14 protein-coding genes are annotated in these 21,948 nt (G+C 45.7%); 8 read left to right on the top strand and 6 right to left on the bottom strand.

All coding sequences use genetic code 11. The features are described from left to right. Positions 1–393 precede the first annotated feature (393 nt). From dapA to HMPREF2955_RS16145, 6 genes are all read left to right on the top strand, one after another. Complete coding sequence (gene dapA / locus HMPREF2955_RS03985) at positions 394–1,281, top strand: 4-hydroxy-tetrahydrodipicolinate synthase (RefSeq protein ID WP_019188386.1); 888 nt, start codon at positions 394–396, stop codon at positions 1,279–1,281. 321 nt (positions 1,282–1,602) lie between these two features. Then, complete coding sequence (locus HMPREF2955_RS03990) at positions 1,603–3,207, top strand: CTP synthase (protein WP_070721248.1); 1,605 nt, start codon at positions 1,603–1,605, stop codon at positions 3,205–3,207. Positions 3,208–3,300: 93 nt separating this feature from the next. Next, positions 3,301–5,184, top strand: coding sequence for a membrane protein insertase YidC (yidC, locus tag HMPREF2955_RS03995; protein ID WP_070721250.1), 1,884 nt, complete (start codon positions 3,301–3,303; stop codon positions 5,182–5,184). A 140-nt stretch (positions 5,185–5,324) separates the two neighbouring features. Next, positions 5,325–7,484: a dipeptidyl-peptidase Dpp5 gene (locus HMPREF2955_RS04000; protein WP_070721254.1), complete on the top strand. Its 2,160-nt coding sequence runs from the start codon at positions 5,325–5,327 to the stop codon at positions 7,482–7,484. Positions 7,485–7,707: 223 nt separating this feature from the next. Further along, positions 7,708–9,372: an MFS transporter gene (locus HMPREF2955_RS04005; RefSeq protein WP_070721255.1), complete on the top strand. Its 1,665-nt coding sequence runs from the start codon at positions 7,708–7,710 to the stop codon at positions 9,370–9,372. Between the two features lie 311 nt (positions 9,373–9,683). Next, positions 9,684–9,842, top strand: a complete 159-nt coding sequence (locus tag HMPREF2955_RS16145; RefSeq protein ID WP_168166862.1) for a hypothetical protein — start codon at positions 9,684–9,686, stop codon at positions 9,840–9,842. A 152-nt stretch (positions 9,843–9,994) separates the two neighbouring features. Here the strand turns inward: HMPREF2955_RS16145 and rpiB are convergent, their stop codons facing one another. The 6 genes from rpiB to HMPREF2955_RS04040 all read right to left on the bottom strand — a co-directional run bounded on the left by rpiB (position 9,995) and on the right by HMPREF2955_RS04040 (position 16,952). Continuing rightward, complete coding sequence (gene rpiB, locus HMPREF2955_RS04015) at positions 9,995–10,438, bottom strand: ribose 5-phosphate isomerase B (RefSeq protein ID WP_070721261.1); 444 nt, start codon at positions 10,436–10,438, stop codon at positions 9,995–9,997. 1 nt (position 10,439) lies between these two features. Beyond that, complete coding sequence (locus HMPREF2955_RS04020) at positions 10,440–12,458, bottom strand: transketolase family protein (RefSeq protein ID WP_070721263.1); 2,019 nt, start codon at positions 12,456–12,458, stop codon at positions 10,440–10,442. 332 nt (positions 12,459–12,790) lie between these two features. Next, positions 12,791–15,088, bottom strand: a complete 2,298-nt coding sequence (locus HMPREF2955_RS04025) for a putative porin (protein ID WP_070721265.1) — start codon at positions 15,086–15,088, stop codon at positions 12,791–12,793. After that, positions 15,089–15,304 carry a hypothetical protein gene (locus HMPREF2955_RS04030; protein ID WP_019188379.1) on the bottom strand — a complete coding sequence of 72 codons (216 nt, stop codon included), beginning with the start codon at positions 15,302–15,304 and terminating at the stop codon, positions 15,089–15,091. 65 nt (positions 15,305–15,369) lie between these two features. Beyond that, positions 15,370–16,023, bottom strand: coding sequence for a DUF4468 domain-containing protein (locus tag HMPREF2955_RS04035; RefSeq protein WP_070721266.1), 654 nt, complete (start codon positions 16,021–16,023; stop codon positions 15,370–15,372). A 440-nt stretch (positions 16,024–16,463) separates the two neighbouring features. Then, the gene (locus HMPREF2955_RS04040) at positions 16,464–16,952 is read right to left on the bottom strand and encodes an outer membrane beta-barrel protein (protein ID WP_009229711.1); all 489 of its coding nucleotides are present in this window, start codon (positions 16,950–16,952) and stop codon (positions 16,464–16,466) included. A gap of 261 nt (positions 16,953–17,213) precedes the next feature. On the opposite strand from HMPREF2955_RS04040, the gene HMPREF2955_RS04045 reads away from it, so the two are divergent. After that, entirely contained in the window at positions 17,214–18,926 is a 1,713-nt protein-coding gene (locus HMPREF2955_RS04045; RefSeq protein ID WP_070721268.1) for a glycoside hydrolase family 10-like protein, read from the top strand. Positions 18,927–19,367: 441 nt separating this feature from the next. Next, positions 19,368–21,719: a TonB-dependent receptor domain-containing protein gene (locus HMPREF2955_RS04050; RefSeq protein WP_070721269.1), complete on the top strand. Its 2,352-nt coding sequence runs from the start codon at positions 19,368–19,370 to the stop codon at positions 21,717–21,719. Positions 21,720–21,948: the final 229 nt, after the last annotated feature.

A 21,948-nucleotide genomic window follows, 5' to 3' on the forward strand; every position in this document is an offset into this window, starting at 1 on the left:
ATCGGAAAAAGACGGCGAATATTGGATGCTTACGTAGTAGGCGATGTGTTTCTGTCCTCTGCCTATGGTTCGTGTGTCTGTGAACTTACTTCGCCATCAGTACGATACAGCCTGTACTGATGTATGTGTAGCATGTGTATATTACGACAAAAGGCAGTTACATGCAAGACCTAATGTCTTTGGTCATATATATGTGTGCACGAAGGCGTGAGAAAAGGGGCATGGATGCAGGTGTTTGTACTTCATAATGTGCTAAAAGTTTTAACACAAACCCATATTTTACGATGTGAATAGCGATTATTTTAGAGTGGTAGAAAATTCCGTTTATTTAGGTTTTGTTATTCATTCAATTTCCCTTACCTTTGCACTATCCAAACATAAGAAACCAATTTTATGGCAACGAACATATTCAAAGGACTGGGCATCGCCCTTGTGACACCATTTAAAACGGACGGATCGATAGACTATGCAGCATTGAAACGACTCATCGAATATCAAACGGACAATGGCGCCGACTTTCTTTGCATACTTGGCACCACAAGCGAGAGCCCTTGCTTGGATCAGGAAGAGCGTGCCGAAATTAAACGTTTCGTTGTTGAAGTAAACCAAGGAAGGTTGCCCGTGCTGATGGGTTGCGGCGGAAACAACACCAAGGCCGTGGTGAAAGAACTACAATCGTTCGACCTTCGCGGGGTAGATGGCATACTGAGCGTTTGTCCTTATTATAATAAGCCTTCGCAAGAGGGCCTTTATCGACACTTCAAAATGATTGCCGATAATTGTCCGTTGCCCGTTGTGCTGTACAACGTACCAGGAAGAACCGGCATCAACTTAAAGTCTGAAACAACCGTTAGGCTAGCAAACGATTGCCGTAATATCGTAGCTGTAAAAGAGGCGGGCGGCAGTTTGGAACAGGTGGACGAGATAATAAAGAACAAACCAGCCCACTTCGATGTGCTGAGTGGCGACGACGCGCTTACCTTCCCCATGATAGCTAGTGGGGCAGCAGGTGTTATCTCGGTTATCGGCAATGCCCTGCCGCGTGAGTTCTCGCGAATGATTCGCTTAGAGTTTAACGGCGAATACGAGCCAGCCCGCAAGATACACCACCGCTTTACCGAACTATATAGCTTGCTTTTCGTTGATGGAAATCCCGCAGGCGTTAAGGCCTTGTTGCACGAGATGGGTTTCATCGAGAACGAATTGCGCTTACCGCTCGTGCCAACACGTGTGGCAACGGTTCAGAAAATGGCTGCGATATTGCAAGAAATGCGCATCTAAGTGGACGAAAGGTAAGATGTTTCTGCCGCTTCACTTTTATATAGGTTGCGCAAAAGCAACATACGGCTTTTCCAATGGCTTACTTTAAGGTGGCGTTCAATGTTCAAGATGCGTGGAGTTTAAAGGCCAAGCTGCAACATAGAACAGCATCGAAACAGCTATTTTGTTGCGTACGCTTTATAACGTTTCTTTAATTCTTGTGCATATCGTTTTTTTATCGTACATTTGCAGTTTAGGAAAAAGAGACCGGCGTATTGCCAATGTCATCTAGGTTTCCATAACATACATATTGCGTTTATAAACAAATAAATTATAATCATTGTGACAGAGACTAAGTATATTTTCGTAACGGGTGGAGTAGTTTCTTCGCTAGGCAAAGGCATTATCTCCTCGTCTATAGGCAAACTCCTCCAAGCGAGAGGGTACAACATCACCATCCAAAAGTTCGACCCTTACATCAACATCGACCCCGGAACGCTCAATCCCTACGAACACGGCGAATGCTATGTCACAGTGGATGGGATGGAAACAGACCTCGACTTGGGACACTACGAACGCTTTACGGACATCAAGACCACCAAGGCCAACTCGCTGACAACAGGTAGGATATACAAAGCGGTTATTGATAAGGAGCGAAGGGGCGACTACTTGGGAAAGACCATTCAAGTTGTTCCCCATATCACCGACGAGATTAAGCGTAACGTAAAGCTTTTAGGCGAGAAGTATCACTATGATTTTGTTATTACCGAGATTGGCGGAACGGTGGGCGATATCGAGTCTACACCCTTCCTCGAAGCCATCAGACAATTGAAATGGGAGTTGGGCAGGAAAGCCGTTTGCGTGCACCTTACCTACATTCCTTATCTGAAAGCCGCCCAAGAGCTTAAAACCAAACCCACACAGCATAGTGTTAAAGAACTGCAAAGCGTTGGAATACAGCCCGACGTGTTGGTTCTGCGCACCGAGAAAACGTTAAATGCAGGTATATTGAAGAAAGTTGCAGCTTTCTGTAACGTAGATTTAGACTGCGTTGTGCAAAGCGAAGACCTGCCAAGCATATACGAGGCTCCTGTAAGGATGCAAGAACAAGGGCTGGATGTGGCCATATTGAAACGGATGGGCGAGCCTATCGGCGAGAAACCTGCACTTGGCCCCTGGCGTAAGTTCTTGGAAAGACGCCGACAAGCCACCAGCGAGGTGAACATCGGTCTTGTTGGCAAGTATGATTTGCAGGATGCTTACAAAAGTATTCGAGAGAGCTTGTACCAAGCAGGCACATACAATGACTATAAGACGGTGCTTAATTTCATCAACTCGGAGAAGATTACGAAAGAAAATGTGGCCGAAAAGCTGTCAGGCATGGATGGTATCGTTATCTGTCCTGGCTTTGGCCAACGTGGCACTGAGGGTAAAATCATTGCAGCCCACTATGCTCGCACAAACGACATGCCCACTTTCGGCATTTGTCTAGGCATGCAGATGATGGTGATAGAGTTCGCCCGCAACGTACTTGGTTACGAAGATGCTAACAGCAGAGAGATGGACGAGAAGACGGAACACAACGTTATCGACATCATGGAGGAACAAAAAAACATCACCAACATGGGCGGAACAATGCGTCTGGGAGCCTATGAATGTGTGTTGAAACAGACTTCGCGCGTGTTAGACATCTATAAACACGAGCATATACAGGAAAGACACCGCCACCGTTACGAGTTTAACAGCGAGTATCAAAAGGAATACGAGCGCGCAGGAATGGCTTGTGTTGGCAAGAACCCTGAAAGCGACCTCGTAGAAATTGTGGAGATAGCGGGTCTAAAATGGTATATCGGTACACAATTTCATCCCGAATACCAAAGCACGGTGCTCAATCCACACCCCCTCTTTGTAGATTTCGTTAAGACGGCAATAGCAAATAAAAAATAATTACAATATTCTGATTATCTCCCGTAAATGGCGTTGGGCTGCCATTGATATCATGCCTGACGATGACAGAACGGGATAAATGGACAAGACATAATGAATAAAAACAATCTTATCGGTTTCATTCTCATTGGCTTAGTGCTTATTGGTTTCAGCCTTTGGAACCGTCCTTCGGAGGAAGAATTGGCTAAGCAACAGCAAAAGGAACTGATTGAAAAGAAAAACAAGGAAGAACAAACGAAGGCCAAGGCTAAGGCCGATGCAGCACGCGCAGAGGCTCTACAACAGGCTACCACCGACACAAGCGCCCTGTTTCATAAGGCTTTGATTGGCGAGGCCAAGCCCATCGTGTTGAAGAACAGCAAACTCACACTTCAACTCAACACCAAGGGAGGTGTTGTGGATAAGGTGCTGATAAACAACTTTACCGACCGCAACGGCCATAAAGACCTTACCTTGTTTCAAGGAAAAGACCAAAGCCTTAGCTACACATTTGCAACTAAGGACGGATATGTAAGTACGGCCGACCTGTTCTTTACGCCTTCTGAAGTTACCGACACCACCGTTACTTTCACAGCCGAAGCAGCAGCAGGCAAAACTCTTACCATTAAGTATGTGTTGGACGACGAATACATGCTGCACGCAAGCATCTCGGCAACGGGAATGGGTGGAATACTCAACCCCTCGGTTAATACTGTGGACATTAATTGGCAAGAAAGATGTGCACAACAAGAGAAAGGATTTACCTTTGAAAACCGTTATGCCTCATTAACTTACCACAAAACGGAGGGCGGAACAGACTATTTAAGCGAGAGTTCTGAAAAAATAGACGAGGTTATTGAAGACAAAATAGATTGGGTTGCTTTCAAAAACCAATTCTTCTCGGCTGTGATGATTGCTAAAACCGACTTTGGCACGAACGCCACGCTAACGAGCATCCCCCAAGAAAAGGGTTCGGGATACCTCAAACAATATCAAGCCAAGCTTAAAACTGCCTTCGACCCAACGGGCGCACAACCCACACAACTCGATTTCTATTACGGTCCTAACGACTTCCGCTTGCTCCAAAAGATGGAAAGCAAGAGCCATTTCGGTAAGGATTTGGAGTTAGAAAGGCTCGTTTACTTGGGCTGGCCGTTATTCCGCATCATCAACCGTTGGTTCACTCTCTATGTCTTCGACTGGCTAACGGGACTAAATATCAACATGGGTGTGGTACTTATCCTCATCACCTTACTCTTAAAGTTCATCACTTTTCCCTTGGTGAAGAAGAGTTACCTAAGCTCGGCCAAGATGCGTGTGCTTAAGCCCAAACTCGAAGAGGCCACCAAAGAGTTTAACAAGCCCGAAGACCAAATGAAGAAACAGCAGGCCATGATGAGCGAATACGCCAAGTATGGTGTCAGTCCTCTTTCTGGTTGCTTGCCCATGCTTATACAAATGCCCATTTGGATCGCGATGTTCAACTTCGTTCCCAATGCCATCCAACTTCGCGGAGAAAGTTTCTTGTGGATAAAGGACCTCTCCACTTACGACCCCGTGTTGGAGTGGGGACACAACATTTGGCTCATTGGCGACCACCTCTCGCTCACATGTATCCTCTTTTGCTTGTCGAACGTGCTCTATTCGATAATGACCATGCGCCAACAGCGCGACCAAATGGTTGGTCAGCAGGCCGAACAAATGAAGATGATGCAGTGGATGATGTACCTCATGCCCGTGATGTTCTTCTTCATGTTCAACGATTACTCATCAGGACTTAACTTCTACTATTTCGTCAGTCTGTTCTTCAGTGCTGCCATCATGTGGTTCTTGCGTAAGACCACCAACGACGAAAAGCTGCTGAGCACACTGGAGGCCAACTATAAGGAGGCTCAGAACAACCCGCAGAAACTTAAAGGCCTGTCTGCTCGTCTGCAAGCCATGCAGCAACAGCAACAAGAACTGCAACGCAAACGCGAGCAGCTTGGCAAGAAGTGAGCCGAGTGAATAACCCCCTAATTCAATTGATACAACATAACAAGCGAATTTAAAGCATCCGACGGATTATGGTTTGCGCCCTAACGAGCGCACAACTGTAATCCGTCTTTTAAAATAAGGAATTAAAAGCACTAAAACCTATGAAGAAATCTCTAGCCCTGGCTGCAATGGCTTTGTTGGCCGTCGCGCCGCAATCAATTGGCCAAACCATGATCGGTAAGAACGAAATTACTTTAAAAAGCGACCTCATGACACCCGAGGCCCTTTGGGCAATGGGACGTATCGGTGGGCCACAGGCCTCGCCCGACGGTAAACTCGTTGTCTATCGTGTGGCTTATTACAGTGTGCAAGAAAACAAGGGACATCACATGCTCTTTGTTTCTAATGCTGATGGAACAAACAAAAGACAACTCACCACAACGGCAGACAACGAGACCGATGCTGCTTGGATTGAGAACGGACGCCGTATTGCGTTCCTAACAAAAGGCCAATTGTGGAGTATGAACCCCGATGGTTCCGACCGAAAGCAACTTACACGCAGTGCAACCGACATCGAAGGCTTTAAGTTCTCACCCGATGGTAAGAAGGTGATCCTGATTAAGTCAATCAAATATACGGGCGTTATCCAAGCCAACCCTGCCGATCTGCCCAAGGCCACAGGTCGAAAAGTAACCGACTTGATGTACCGCCACTGGGACCACTATGTTGAAAGCATACAACATCCCTTTGTGGCCGATGTTCAAGCGGAGGACATAACCGAAGGTAAGGACTTGTTGGAAGGCGAACCATACGAATGTCCAATGCAACCATTTGGCGGCGTTGAGCAATTGGCATGGAGCCCCGACTCTAAGACAATTGCCTATACTTGCAGGAAGAAAACAGGGCGCGAGTATTCCATTTCGACCGACTCAGACATCTATTTGTATGAACTGGCAACAGGAAAAACAACCAACCTTTGCAAGCCTGCCGACTATAAGGCTCCTGCCGTAGACGCTACCAAGTCGTTGAGAAACCAAGCTGTGAACCGTCAAGCCAAGGATTATAACGTGGGTTACGACGTTAATCCCCAATTCTCTCCCGATGGCAAGTACGTTGCTTGGCAGAGTATGAAACAAGATGGCTGCGAAAGCGACCGCAACCGCCTTTGCATATATACGCTTGCAACGGGCGAGAAACGTTATGTTACCGAATCTTTCGATTCTAATGTCGACGATTATTGTTGGGCAGCCAACTCGCAAACCCTCTATTTTATCGGTGTTTGGCACGGCTGTGTAAACATGTATCAAACCAATTTGGCTGGTAAGGTAATGCAACTCACAGAGGGCTGGCACGATTACGCCTCGGTTCAGTTGCTAGGCAACACGGGTAGGCTGCTCGCCATGCGCCACAGCTACTCGCACCCCGACGAACTTTTCGTTGTGACACCTTCAAAGAAAGAAAAGAAGTCTGACGTAAAACAGATTACCGACGAGAACAAGCACATCTTCGATCAACTTGAAATGGGCAAGGTTCAGCAACGTTGGGTTAACACCGTAGATGGCAAGAAAGAATTGGTATGGATTATCCTACCACCGCATTTCGACCCCAACAAGAAATATCCCGCATTGCTTTTCTGCGAAGGAGGCCCACAAAGTCCCGTTAGTCAGTTTTGGAGTTATCGTTGGAACTTCCAAATCATGGCCGCCAACGGCTATGTAATCATCGCCCCTAACCGTCGTGGCTTGCCTGGATTTGGTTCTGAATGGAATGATGAAATATCAGGAGATTGGACTGGACTCTGTATGAAAGACTATTTAGCCGCCGTGGACGATGCTGTTGCCAACCTACCTTTCGTAGACAAAGACCGTCTTGGCTGCGTAGGAGCAAGCTTTGGAGGTTTCAGCGTTTACTACTTGGCCAGTCATCACGACAAGCGTTTCAAGGCTTTCATCTCTCACGATGGTGCCTTCAACCTCGAAGCCATGTACACCGAAACAGAAGAGAATTGGTTCTCAAATTGGGAATACGACGATGCATATTGGAACAAAGACCAAACGGCCAATGCCAAGCGCACATACGAAAACTCGCCCCATCGCTTTATCGACAAGTGGGATACGCCCATACTCTGCATTCATGGCGAGAAAGACTATCGTATCAACGCCACTCAAGGCATGAGTGCATTTAACGCTGCACGTATGAAAGGCATCCCTGCCGAGTTGCTTATCTTCCCAGACGAGAACCACTGGGTGCTTAAACCACAAAACGGCGTGCTGTGGCAACGCACGTTCTTCGAATGGCTCGACCGTTGGTTGAAGAAATAAAACGAGCGCGGTGAGTTGCCGTTAACTTGTAAGTAACAAATCTACTCGTAAATTTGTAAACTTGTGAACTTGTTAACTTGTCAACTCGTCAGCTTGACAACTTGTCAACTTGTTAACTTGTCAACTTGTTAACTTGTCAACTCGCGAACTTGTGAACTCGTCAACTCGTCACCCCACCAACTTAGCAACAGAAAACATTAATATCGAATAATTGTTAATATCTATGACAACAATCAACAACGCAACAAGCACCTTACGCGATTCAGCAGCAGCACGCTGGACTGCCTTGTTGCTATTGGCTATGGCCATGTTCTTCGCGTACATCTTTATGGATATCTTGTCGCCAATTAAGGACTTGATGGAATCCACACGTGGATGGGACTCTACCGCTTTCGGCACTTACGCAGGCTCGGAGACCTTCCTCAACGTCTTTATTTTCTTCCTCATCATCGCAGGAATTATCCTCGACAAGATGGGTGTGCGCTTTACAGCCATCCTTTCAGGTCTTGTTATGCTCACAGGAGCCTGTATCAATTGGTACGCCGTAACCGAATCGTTCATGGGGTCTTCGCTCGAACATTGGTTTTCGGATAACCTCAACTATATCCCCTTGTTCGACGAACTTGGCGTATCTCCCTTCTATGCAGGTATGCCAGCCTCTGCAAAATTGGCCTCCATTGGTTTCATGATATTCGGCTGTGGTGCCGAGATGGCCGGTATAACCGTTTCGCGTGGTATCGTAAAATGGTTTAAGGGCAAAGAAGTGGCCTTGGCAATGGGGTCAGAAATGGCCTTGGCAAGACTTGGTGTTGCCACCTGTATGATTTTCTCGCCCGTTTTCGCCCGCATGTTCGGACGTGTAGACGTTTCTCGTTCAGCCGCATTCGGTCTTATCTTGTTGATGATTGCCTTAATCATGTTTGTGGTTTACTTCTTTATGGATAAGAAACTAGATGCACAAACAGGCGAGGCCGAAGAGAAAGACGACCCCTTCCGCATCTCGGACATTGGCCAGATACTCCGCAGTCAGGGCTTTTGGATTGTTGCTCTCCTCTGTGTGCTTTACTATTCGGCCATCTTCCCCTTCCAAAAGTATGCAGTTAACATGCTGCAGTGCAACCTAACCTTCACACACCTGGCCGAAGGCGACTTCTGGGCTTCTAACACGGTTACGATTATCCAGTATTTTGTGATGATAACCATTGCTGCAACAGCCTTCACTAGCAACTTCAGCAAGAAAGCATCCTTAAAGTATGGTTTGCTCTTCATTTCATTGCTGTTCCTTGTTGGCTACTGCTTTATCGCTTACAAACGTCAATCTGCAGAGGCCATCTTTGCTGTGTTCCCACTGTTGGCCGTAGGTATTACTCCCATCTTGGGCAAGTATGTCGACCACAAGGGTAAGGCAGCCTCCATGTTGGTGTTGGGTAGTGTGCTCCTTATCGTATGCCACCTTACGTTTGCCTTTGTTCTCCCCATGTTTAAGGGCAACGAAATTGGCGGTGTAGCACTCGCTTTTGTCACCATCCTTATTCTTGGTGCTAGTTTCTCGTTGGTTCCTGCATCGTTGTGGCCATCGGTTCCCAAGTTGGTAGACAGCAAAATCATTGGTTCGGCATACGCGCTAATCTTTTGGATACAGAACATTGGTTTGTGGCTCTTCCCCTTATTGATTGGTAAGATTCTGAAAGCCTCCAATCCCGACATTGTTCAAAGCCTTGAAGCAGGCACGCTTTCACCAGCCGAGGCTGCAACATCTTACAACTACACCAACCCCTTGCTCATGCTGGCCATGTTGGGCTTGGTGGCTCTGTTGCTAGGCTTGTACCTTCGCGTTGTAGACCGCAAGAAGGGTTACGGCCTGGAAGAACCTAACATTAAGCAATAAACAACTTGTTTTGCTTAGCATGCTTATGTGTGTATGTGCCTTGTTTGGCATAGTTGGCACAATATAATATGGTGGCTGAATTTCTTTTGTGAAGTTCAGCCTCTTTTATTTAGCCCCAATCGACTTATTAAAACATTTACAAACTAGTGCTTACAGAATAATTGCAACTCGCTGATTATTAGATATGTATTTACTATTTTATTCATCTTTTTCACATAAAGTTAGTACCTTTACAGTGTTAAAGGAATACACAGTATACATCGCAGAATAAACAACTGACCCTGGATTTGTTCAGATCTCCGTTTGAAGATTTGGAAAAGCATGACCGTTGGGGCGTTCTCGATGAAATGTTTCCCTGGGCAGAGTTGGAAAAGGTTTACTACACCAAGTTTCATCGCGATAAGCGAGAGGCTAGTAATAAACCTGCACGTATGGTTCTTGTTGCAAGTGATTATCAAGCACAAGCTTAACTTGTCTGACGAAGAGAAATTAAAAGGCTCGCGGATAAACCGTGAGCCTTTTAAAAAGAAGGAGGAGGAAGTGTTTATGACTTCCATTTTGTATTTCTTAGCGTTGTTTCAGGCCAACTATTGCCGAGGGGAAACTGGTTGAGCCGCGCTATTTATTCTTTAATGGCGATTTTCTTCACCCGGTTGAGGTGTCGTCCGCCTTCGAATGTGGCAGAGAAGAACCCGTCGAGAATTTTCTTTGCAGTTTTGTTGTCTACAAACCTACCAGGCATAACTAGCACATTGGCGTCGTTGTGTTGGCGGATAAGTTGCGCAATCTCTGGCATCCAAGCCAATCCTGCTCTTACGCCTTGGTGTTTGTTGAGGGTCATGGCAATGCCCTCGCCGCTTCCGCAGATGCCAATGCCGGGATAAACCTCGCCGCTTTCGATACCTTCGGCCAAGGCATGGGCAAAGTCGGGATAGTCACTGCTTTGGTCACTGTATGTGCCATAGTCTTTGTACGGATAACCATGCTCTTCCAAGTATTGGAGAACGTATTGCTTGAGCGGGAAGCCTGCGTGGTCGCAAGCGATACCAATAGTTTTTATTTCCATACTACTCTCTTATTAATGATTTAACTTGATGATACACATTCTCTGCGGTGAAACCTAGCTTTTCGTCTAGCACCTTAAACGGAGCGGAATAGCCGAAACTGTTTAGCCCATAAACCTTTCCGTTAGCACCAACAAGACCTTGCAGCGTTACGGGTAGCCCTGCTGTTAAGCCGAATATCTTAGAAACAGTGGGTAATACTTCTTCTTGGTATTCTGCGCTTTGCATGCGGAACAATCCTTCGGAAGGAACACTCACGATACGTACTTTCACGCCGTCTTTTCTTAGCAGCTCGGCGCCAGCTTCCAATGTAGCTACCTCCGAGCCAGAGGCCAAGAGTATAACGTCGAATTGGCTGTCGCTGCCTGCAACAACGTATGCGCCACGGCGAGCAAGTTCGTAATTGGTGTCGGGATGTATGTTCTTCACGTTCTGACGCGAAAGAATAAGCGCCGTTGGCGTGTTCATATTCTCCATTGCCATTTGCCAACATACGGTTGTTTCGTTTACGTCGGCAGGGCGGAAAACGCGAACAGAGTCTTCGCCGCAATGGTTTTTCAGCTTTTCCATCAACCTGATTTGCGCCTCTTGTTCCACTGGTTCGTGCGTAGGACCGTCTTCGCCAACGCGGAAAGCATCGTGTGTCCAAATAAACTTGATGGGAACACGCATGAGGGCAGCCATACGTATGGCAGGTTTCATATAGTCGGAGAATACGAAGAAGGTTCCGCAAGCAGGGATTACGCCCCCATGTAGATACATACCAATGCACATGCAGGCCATGGTAAGTTCGCTTACGCCAGCTTGGAGGAAGGCTCCCGAAAGGTCGCCACGTTTCATTTCGCGCGTTTTATTGAGGAAACCGTCTGTGCGGTCGCTGTTAGAGAGGTCAGCCGACGAACAAACCATGTTCGGAACTTGCTCTGCCAGCAGTCCCAAGCATGCAGCCGAGGCCACACGCGTTGCGCCATCGGGCTTTTGAGTCAGCGTGCTCCAATCCACTTTTGGCGCGTTTCCGCTGAACCACTCCTTCATTTGTGCGGCTAGTTGTGGGTTATTTTTGGCCCATTCGTTTTCTTCTTGGTGTCTTTTGGCTACAATCTCTCTTAGTTCTTCATTGCGTTTTGCATAGAGTTCTTTCACTTCGGGGTACACCACGAAAGGTTCGTTGGGGTTTCCGCCTAGGTTAACGATGGTTTTTTGGTAGGCCTCTGCGCCGAGTGGTGCGCCATGTGTGCCGATATGGTGTTCGAAACTAGACCCATCTGCTCGCAATGCGCCTTTGCCCATCACAGTATTTCCAATGATAAGTGTGGGTTTTTCTTTCTCGGCTTTGGCCTCGTTCAGTGCTTGACGTATCTCGTCAACATCGTTTCCGTCGATGGTTATCACCCTCCAACCCCACGATTCGTACTTGGCGGCAGTGTTTTCGCAAGTAACTACGCCGCATTCGGTAGACAATTGAATGTCGTTCGAATCATAAAACATCACGATATTGTCTAGTCCCAGTGCGCCAGCCAATCGGCCAACGCCTTGCGAAATCTCTTCTTGGATGCCACCATCGGATATATATATATATATGGTGTGCTGCATCATGGTGTGCGAGAGTTTCGTTTCGAGGAATTTTTGGGCAACAGCAGCACCTGCACCGTAGGCATGCCCTTGTCCTAGCGGTCCCGAAGTGTTCTCTATACCGCGTTGCACATCCCTTTCGGGGTGTCCAGGAGTGGGCGAACCCCATTGACGAAATTGCTGAAGCTCGTCAATCGTAAACTTTCCTTGCAGCGCCAAGGCCGAGTATAGCATGGGCGACATGTGCCCAGGGTCGAGGAAAAAGCGGTCGCGACCTTCCCATGAGGGGTTTTCTGGGTCGTAAACAAGGAACTCTGAGAAGAGAACATTAATGAAGTCGGCACCACCCATCGCTCCGCCAGGGTGTCCAGACTTAGCTTTTTCTACCATTGACGCTGCCAGAATGCGTATGTTGTCCGCAGCCAAATTCATCAATTTCTTATCGTTCATGTATTGTGGTTTTTAGTTAAACATGTTCGTAAATATGTGTTTTGCTTTCGGGATAAGTCATTCCTTCCTGAATATGGAAACAAAGTTACAACTTTATGTTCAATAAAACAATTGATTTTAGGTGTATCTTTCACTTTATAGCAATTTTAAATGTAAGTGCAGTGGGTGGCGGTAAGGCGTTTGTTGGCTGTTGTTTGATGGGTGGAATAATGTGAAAAGACCGCAACACGCTATCTATTACGAAGATAAGAGCGGTTGCGGCCTGTTTCTTTTTGTCTATTCACTTCTCTGGGCGAGCGTGCCTTGTTGGCTGACATCTCGTTTAACAAGCCTTAGTTAAAGAAGTTCCAGCTTAGCCCGAAGTACAACATGCGGTCGTTAAGTGGATAGTGAGGAGCGAAGAAGTATTTTTTGTTACCGCTGCCTGCATTGATGTGGCTCATCAAAATGAAGAAACGAGCTTGTTTAAGATGGAAGTTGGCGTACACGTTAACAAGCGGATAGTTGCCAATTTTCACCTTGTCGGTTTGGGCTTGAACGGTAAATTGCCCCAGCGCAGGACTATAATCGGGTGCGTTATAGGCAGTAAAGTATCGCATGTCGGCCCCGAAGTCGCACTTTAACACGCGTGCTATCTTAAACCGCAGGTACAGATTGGTGTAGATATTGAGGGAGGGTAGGGGCAGAACGTCGGGATGACTGGTGCGTTGCCACGTTACAACGCTCTCCCAATTGAGCGGTCCGAGGGTGACATCTTGTGCCAATTCGGCCGTTAGTAGGTTTATTGCCGCACTGCTTTGCTCTACATTCACGGTGTTGGCCGAGCGTGTAAAGTCGCTGTTTATGGTGTAGTTCTGTGCAAAATACGTGTGGTTCTTCAACTCGTCTACGGCAAAACGCAGTTTGGTTCGCGTCTTTTGAGAACTTAATGTGGCTTGCAGGCGCGAGTGTATGGTCATAGATAAGCTGTTGTTCTCCCACCAGAAGTGGCGCGATTGGAAGTGACGGAAGTAGAAACCTGGGTTAATTCGATGGAAAAAAGCGTTTGCAGCGAGGCTGACGGTATCTCCGAACAAAGGGAAATTAAGGTCTGCCGAGGCGTCTACTTTCAGTTGGCCTGCATCTTTGCCCAAGAACCACGTCTCTGCCGTAACGCCATAGTGCAAGGTTTTGCCTTGCGTCTTGGACAATTGTCCGCCAAAACTCATGGTTTGTTCGTTAAAACTTTCTAGTCTTCCTTGCGTGTTGGGCAATTCGTAGTGGCGTATGTCGCTGCTTATAAATGCCTTTATGCCTGCCTTAGCCCACTTGTTAAACCCTTCGAGCAAGGCTAGGGCCAACGTGTTTTGTAGCCTATGGTGGCGAGTTTCGTCGAAAATGGAGTCGCCTGTTAGCTTGCCAGCGTTAAAATATGTGTTGGCATAGTAGTTGGTTGGCGTTTGGTGAGCCTCGTAAATGCGCTTGTAGTTTTCGAATTTAAGCGTATGTATGAAACTCGTAACGGGCACATACTCGTTTTTCAGCCACGAAGTATCTTTCTTTGGCTGCTCGCTTTGTGCCATCAAGCTGTCTGCTTGTGCCTTACTACTAACGATAATGCGGCGCGTAGAGCGTGCCGAATCTTCGGGTTCAGTGCCTGCAATCTTTGCATTGTCGGGGCGACCGCCATACGCTTTGTCGTCGGTTGCATTATCGCCAGCCTTACTTGTACGGCCATTTTGTTTCTTTTCGCGTTGTTTCTTGTCTTTTTTAGCCTCCATTGCGAATTTCCTGGCAGCAATTTCTTCTTTGGTCATGGGTACTTTTCGGTTAAAGCCGATGTTGTAACGATGGCTGAAAAAGACGCTAAGATTATCGTTCCTGTTCCAGTTTTTGGTTAAGACGGTAGGAATTTCGTTCGTGGTGAAGTTCTCGCTAAACGTTTCGGGATGGGTGATGTAGTTGTCGTTGGTTATTCCCCCGTTCTCGCTTGCCTTTTGGTGGTTGGTAGAAAACAACAGGTGTGCTTGGTATCTGTCGCCGATGTACGACCCATACATCGTGTAATTAAACATGGCCGTACTTTGGTTCTGGTAGAAACCGCGCCCATAGTTGTAGTCGAACTTAAAGCCAACGCCCACGCGTTTGCCAGCATTCACGCCAAATAAAGCCGTGAAATGGTCTTCTCCGTCTGTCTTATCGCCGCAACTGAAATAACTGAGATTGGTTATGGGCGACAGCGTATTGGTGAAAAGGAACTTGTCGGCAGGCACAATGAAGTAGCTATAAGGCTTGGTAAAGATAAACTGACCATCAGCCGACCTGTTTACGAACACGCGATTGAGTCTGGGCGACGACAAGTTGCCCAGCATATTGTACTCGCCCCGCATGCCATAAGTAAAGGCTTTGTTCATAAACATGTGCGAGAGGGTGTCGGGTTGCGCCGCAATGCGGTCGCCAAAGCGCGGGTCTACGGTCCACACTTTCAGCCCCACGGGTATCTCCTTGTTAGAACCCAGCGAGTCTTTCTTGTTCTCTTTCTTGCCTGTTGAGAAGTTTCCGTCCTCGTCAAAGCGAGTGAAATCGTCTTGTGCAAGTGCCGACGACAATGCCAACGACAGCATTGAGGCCAGCATGAATAACCTGTTCATCTAACGAATAAAGCGAAGTATTGTTTCGGCAATCTTGAAAACCATCGACCCCAGCACGATAAACGTGCCTACGGTGGTGTCTGATAAGAAATATACGGATACGCCAATAATGGCGCCGATAATGAAGATAATGTTCAGTATGTTCCTTATGGGCAAGAATTGGTCTTGCTCCTTGTCTGGTCTTCTATGTCTTCTTTGTGGATATTGCGTTTCCATACAAATGCTATTTGTGTTGCTATTTTTCTCTTGAAATGTGGAATTGGCGTGGTCGGCACGGTGTCTTATTGCCTCAATCGCTGTTTAATGGTTTCAAAGACCTCGTCTTTACGGTCGATGGTCTTGCGCCTAAACTTGCCCGACATCTTGCTAAGCTTGGTTTTAGCCTTGTTTAGTCCATATTGATCTGTAATCCATTTCTCGGCTGTTGCCTCCACTCCGCTGCCTTCTCCGCGGTTCATTTCATAGGCATAGCTTATGCGCGAGAGGGTTAGGTTAAGCTTTCCGTCTGAACATTTGGCTATGAGCGTGTAGTTAAACACAGTTCTGTCTAGCGAAAGAAAAGTGCTTTGAAACACCAACCACTCTTTAAATCGTGCCGCAATGATATGTTCCTTCTTGTTAACCAGCGCAATCGAACTTTCGGGGAATTGGTTTTCACCCTTGGTTAAGTCTTCTATCGCCGCGTAAGTGGCGTCGTAAATCTCTTGTGCGCTTTTGCCAGGGAGGTCTAGCTCGTAATCAAACACCACCTTGCCATCTACTGTTGGCACCGCGCCTTCTAGATATTTGGCTTGTTCGGTGGTGGTTGCGCTTTGTTTTTTGCTTTTTGTTTGTGTAGATTTGTTTTGTTCCTTACTTTGTGGACGTTCCCAATCGTTTTGTGCGAACGTGAAAACGGGAACGAAGAGTAGTGCTAAAAATAGTTTCCTTTTCATTATAATAAACTTTATTACTTACCTAGACGTGGATGAATATAATTGCTGTTTGCGTTTTAGCGGCCTATATTGTTGATGGTTTTCACCATGCGCCGTTATTGAGTGAATGTGGTATTGGCAGACTTTACGAGGCTGTGTAACCCCTATGATTGCTGCTTGTTTCCCCACATATTCAACATACAAATTTACAAAAAAATAGATGGATGCACCGCCAATATTCAATATTTAACTAAAAGGCACAATGAAAAGTTATTGATGTGGCTCGCATGCTATGTACAAAAAGCATCCGCATGCGAGCCACTTTGAGGCATGAAACAAGTTTCGGCATAACGAGGACAACGCCTTAAAGCCACAAGCAATGTTTATTTCACTGTGGAATATTTGTCCCTAAGCCAGCCTATATCCGTAAAGGTTCTTATTACGTCCTGACCAACAGAAGTTTAAATGTAGATACCTACACCAATTCTGAGGCCAACCGTTGAGTACTTGGAATGGCTTTTAAACGATTGGTTGTAGTACAGCGATGGTTCGATAGTAACAGTACGGCTAACGAAGAATGCGTAGCCCAACTCAAACCCTGGCATGATGTCGTTATAGTTGTGGTAGGTGTGCACAAGGCTTGCGTTGGCTCCAACAAATAGGCCGTTTTGTTCAATATAATATCTTAGTCCTGCCCCAACAGAAATATAATCGGGCACGGTTTCATTACCATAGTGGTTGTAGGCGAACTGTCCTAACACCATCCAGTCGTCTTCAAAGAAATAACCGGCCTTAGCTTGCACGCCGAAACTAAACTTATTGTTGCCGTTGTAGTTGATGTCCAGCCCCGAAAGCGAACCTGCCACATACACTTTTTCCTCTTCAAATTGTGCGCTTGCCGTGAGCGTAAGCATCAACGACACGAAAAGCAAACCTAATTTCTTTTTCATTTCTACAGGATTAATCTTTAATTCAATTTTGATAATTCTCTTTCTGCAACTATTGTCCTGCTAGTGTTGTGCACCTTGTCACAAACAACCGACTTAAACAGGCTTTAAGTCACATTAACTGCAAAAGTAAATAAATTATTCGACAAATGCGAGAAATATACTTATCTTTGCATTCATTATATATTTAGGCCTCCTTGCGTTTGCTTGTTGAAGGCCTAAACAACAATACAAGGCACAAACATATAGAAGAGAGATATTCTGATGATAAAGCAATCCTCATTTTCACGTCGATTTTTGCTGTTGTTTCTCGCGTTTTTTGTCGCGACAACGCTCCTCGCACAGGATTTTTCGTTTTCAAAACCCAATGGACTTAACGGGTGGAAACTGCCTAAACGTGAGGTTAGAGCGGTGTGGCTCACCACCATCGGCGGATTGGATTGGCCGCGTTCGTATGCTCAAAACGATTTGGCGGCAAGCAAACAAAAGCAAGGATTACGTGGCATCCTGGACAAACTTCAACGCGCAGGCATCAATACCGTTTTGTTTCAGACACGCATTCGCGGCACGGTAGTCTATCCTTCATCGCTCGAACCGTGGGATGGATGCCTCTCTGGCATACCAGGAAGGTCGTCAGGCTACGACCCTTTGGCCTTTGCCATAGACGAATGCCATAAACGAGGGATGGAGTTGCACGCTTGGGTGGTGACTATTCCCGTGGGAAAGTGGAACGCACTGGGTTGCAAAACGCTGAGAAACAAATATCCGCACCTGATAAAACGGATTGGCGAAGAGGGTTATATGGACCCCGAAAATTCCACGACAGCCACTTATTTAGCCAACATCTGCAAAGAAATATCCGACCGCTACGACATTGATGGCTTGCATCTAGACTATATTCGTTATCCTGAAACATGGAAAATAAACATTCCCCACGATGCTGCAAGGCGAAACATTACGGCCATTGTGCGCGCCATTGGCGAGAAAGTAAAGGCCAATAAACCTTGGGTAAAATATAGCTGTTCGCCCATTGGCAAGTTTAACGATCTTACCCGTTTTGCAAGTAATGGCTGGAACGCATACACCAAGGTTTGCCAAGATGCGCAAGGCTGGTTGCGCGACGGGCTAATGGATGCCCTTTTCCCAATGATGTACTTCCAAGGCAACAACTTTTTTCCCTTTGCTATCGACTGGGCTGAACAGAGTTACGGGCGAATGGTGGTGCCTGGATTGGGCATTTATTTTATGTCGCCCAGCGAAAAAAACTGGTCGCTCGACGTCATAACGCGCGAAATGCAAGTGTCTAGGCAGTATGGCATGGGGCATGCCTATTTCAGAAGTAAGTTCTTTACCGATAACTTGAAGGGCATATACACCTATGCTCAACAAGTTTTTACGCCAACTTTGGCCCTGCCGCCTGCTCTGACATGGGAAAACAGCAAGCTACCATCGCCTCCAACGGACTTAAACACGAGCGAAGAAAACGGAAACGTTTTTGTTAGTTGGCGTGGTGGCCGTAGCACCAACAACTCGCCATATATATTATATAATGTGTATGCCAGCTCGTCTTATCCTGTTGACGTTACCGATGGTCGCAATCTCATAGCCATGCGCTATGCAAAGAACAGCATTGAGGTTAGTCCGCGAAACGCACAAATGTATTTTGCCATAACAACGATGGACAGGTATGGCAACGAAAGCCAACCTCTGCAAACACGAAAGGCGGCAGGCGGCAGCAGAAGCGAACTTAAAATGCTGGCTTTCAGTGATGGAAAGGTGTTGCTGCCCAAGTCGGCCGATGCTTTGTGGGGACGTGTTTGGGTTGTTGAAACCTTGCAAGGTCAACACGTTGCAACGCTTTCTTCGGTTAACGATAAGCTTGATGTGCGCGGCATAACCAATGGGGTATACGTGTTGCGTGCCCTTAACAATAAGGGGGTGGGGCATCGTTTGGGAATGTTCACTAAAAAACGCTGAAACCTTAGTGCTTAAAACTTCAGCATAGGCAAGACAACAGGTTACAGCATGTTTGTAACTGCATTTTTTGTCGATAAACAAGAACGTAATTTGTTTTTTTTCGTATCTTTGCCCATAGCTTTTGTATATAAACGGACGATAGTCTTGGTGTTTGGAGCACGAAGGGAGTAATACCGCTCCGTTTATAGTCAATAATCAAGACTACTTCCGCATGTGTTTTTACGAAAAAATCATGCAGAGCAATTACTAATGTCAGAAAGAAAGCTTACTACTTTGATTTCTTAACACGACAAGAAACAAAAGCCTTTCTTTTAGGATGTTAGTGCATATAACGAAAATTCTATTCTCCAAATGTATTGGAGGATGGTCTCAACGACGTATTAAAGTAAGAAAACTTGGTAGGAATGGCCTTTGCAAAAGGCGTTAATTCAAAAAAAAAGTATGCGTATCGAGTTTTATCAGAAGAGTTCGAAAGCGTTTAACTTGCTCTTCACTAAGCGTATAATACGCTTTCTCTTTATTCTTATACCTTCGATAGGCAACGCACAAGCACAGACTTATCAAGGTGGGGTGTTTGACTCCGAAGGACAACCCTTGGAGTTTGCTAATGTTGTTGTTTTAAGCTTACCCGATTCTGTGCTCATAAAGGGGACTGTTACCAATAGTAAAGGAGAGTTTACACTCTCGCTCGATACTCCTATTGACAGTGTTTTGTTTAAAGTCAGTCTTGTTGGTTATCAAACCACATTTACAACTCCTGCCAAGATAGGCTCCATTGTATTGCCAACTTCCTCAGTTCGCCTAGCTGAGGTTGTTGTCAAAGGCAACAAGAAAGCATTTTCAATCAAAGGCAACAACTTGGTGTGCAATGTAGCTGGCACTTCCCTCAGTTCAGAGAGCCATATAAACGATTTACTTGGAAAGCTACCAGGATTTTACATGCAAGGCGACCAGTTGAAGTCGATAAATCAAGGTGAGATAAAATATTTCCTCAACAACCGCCCTGCTACGGCAGAAGAAATAGCGCGCATTGACGTTAAGGCAATCAAGTCTGTTGAGATAGACAGGCATCCTGGTTCTCGGTATTCAGGAGAAGTAGGGAGCGTGGTGTTTATCCATACAAGTACATTGCTCGAAGGAGTTTCAGCCTTTTTGCGTTCTTATACCAGAATCAATCACAAGTTTTCGCAAGGCATAGACGGGGAAGTGAGATATCGGTACAAAAGAATTAGCCTAACTCTTGGTGCCGACTATACTACTTATCAGTCGCAACCACAACAAGAAAACACATTTGAATTGTTGCATTCCGCAACTCTATGGAAGGTAAGGTCGCAAGATACGAAAAAGAAAAACAAGGACAGCGAGCAAATGTATTTTGCCAATCTTGAATATAACTTCACAGACAAGCATCAACTCAATTTGAGATACACAAGACAGCCGTCACGTTCCAATGTACATCTGCTTGGCAATTTGTCTGTATGGAAAGGTAATGATTTTCTCTATGAGGGTTTCGAGAGCAACATAGCAAGTCATAATATAAAGGATAACATCAATCTTTATTATAAAGGAGTTTTAAGTAAGCATTGGACAATAGACCTCGCCTCGGACTGGTACCAACAACGAACCACATCTGAACAGCATCTACAAGAGAAAATGCGTTTTACTGAGATTTATTCCAGGGGAAACAGTTCGTTATGGGGTTTCTCGCCTCGTGCTGTTTACCAAGCACGGAGAACCAAAATCGAAGTGGGCGGCGATTGGAGCAAATCTGTTATACGAGGTTGGACAAGGTTAAACATTGCTGATGCCCAACCTACTGACAACACAATTCAGGAAATTAAAGGGGCTGGATACTTAGGTGTTGATTGTACAATGCCCAACCAAAGATGGAATATGGGTTTGGGATTACGTTTTGAAAGAACGAATAAGCGTTATCAAGACCATGCGGGAAAAACAGAAACAGAAAGTTTTTGTTACCAAACTCTTCTGCCTTCTCTGTCTCTTTCCTATGCACAAGAAGGTTGGACGCACCAACTCAGCTATAATTCGTCTATAATATATCCCACATTCAGTCAACTGGCAAGTGGGGATGTGTACCTCAATCGGTACAACATCAAGCAATCCAACCCTAGTTTAGAGCGTTCGGTTGTGCATAACATCAGCTACGACTGCTCGTATCGTTGGCTGTATCTATCGGTTGGTTACACTTATACCCATCGTCCTATCTTAGAAACGTTCGAATTGGATTCGTATCATGGGGAACATCGAATCAAAGTAACATCTCAAAACCTAAGTTATATGCAAGGTTTTAAGGCACTAGTTAATGCCGCCCCACGCTTTGGTCTATACGAACCTAGGTTTATGTTGGGTTTCATTCAAAATTTCATTACTCTTCCTAGTACCAAAGAGCATTCTTCGCACTTGGTAAGCAAGCCCTTTGTCATTCTTTCTTTAAACAATAGCTTTACTTTCCCACATCAGTGGGAGGTAAGTTTGGATTATTCGCACAATGGGGCTGGCAGCAGTGGCTATATAGAGTATAGTTCATCGTCTTCTCTCAATTGTTCTGTTGTAAAGCACTTCTTTGAAAGAAAACTACGAGCAAGCTTAAAGCTGACAGATATATTTGACACATCTACACCTCGAATTAGTGGCAGGTTCCAAGGTGTTTTATTAAACGGACGTGCTTGGATGGATTCGCGGTCTGTTAGATTAAATATTTCCTGGTATTTCAATCAACACCGAACGGCAAAGACACACTCTTCAATTTCTTCAGAAATGAATAGGCTGTGACATAGGCAAAACTGCGAGATGCAATGGCTTACTTTTATCTTGTTTGCTAACAAACAGCAATTGGTGTGAGAGTACATCCGTGAGATATAATTGTTTTTTTTGTCTAGTTTTCAGTAAGAAATTTAACATTCTGAGTACCCATTTTGTCCACCAATCATTCACCTTGCCTCAAAAAATCGATTCTCGTGAAAGTTGGTTTTGATGCAAAAAGGGGGTAGTTGTACATGCA

Source organism: Prevotella sp. HMSC073D09 (assembly GCF_001814145.1).
GTDB lineage: Bacteria > Bacteroidota > Bacteroidia > Bacteroidales > Bacteroidaceae > Prevotella > Prevotella conceptionensis.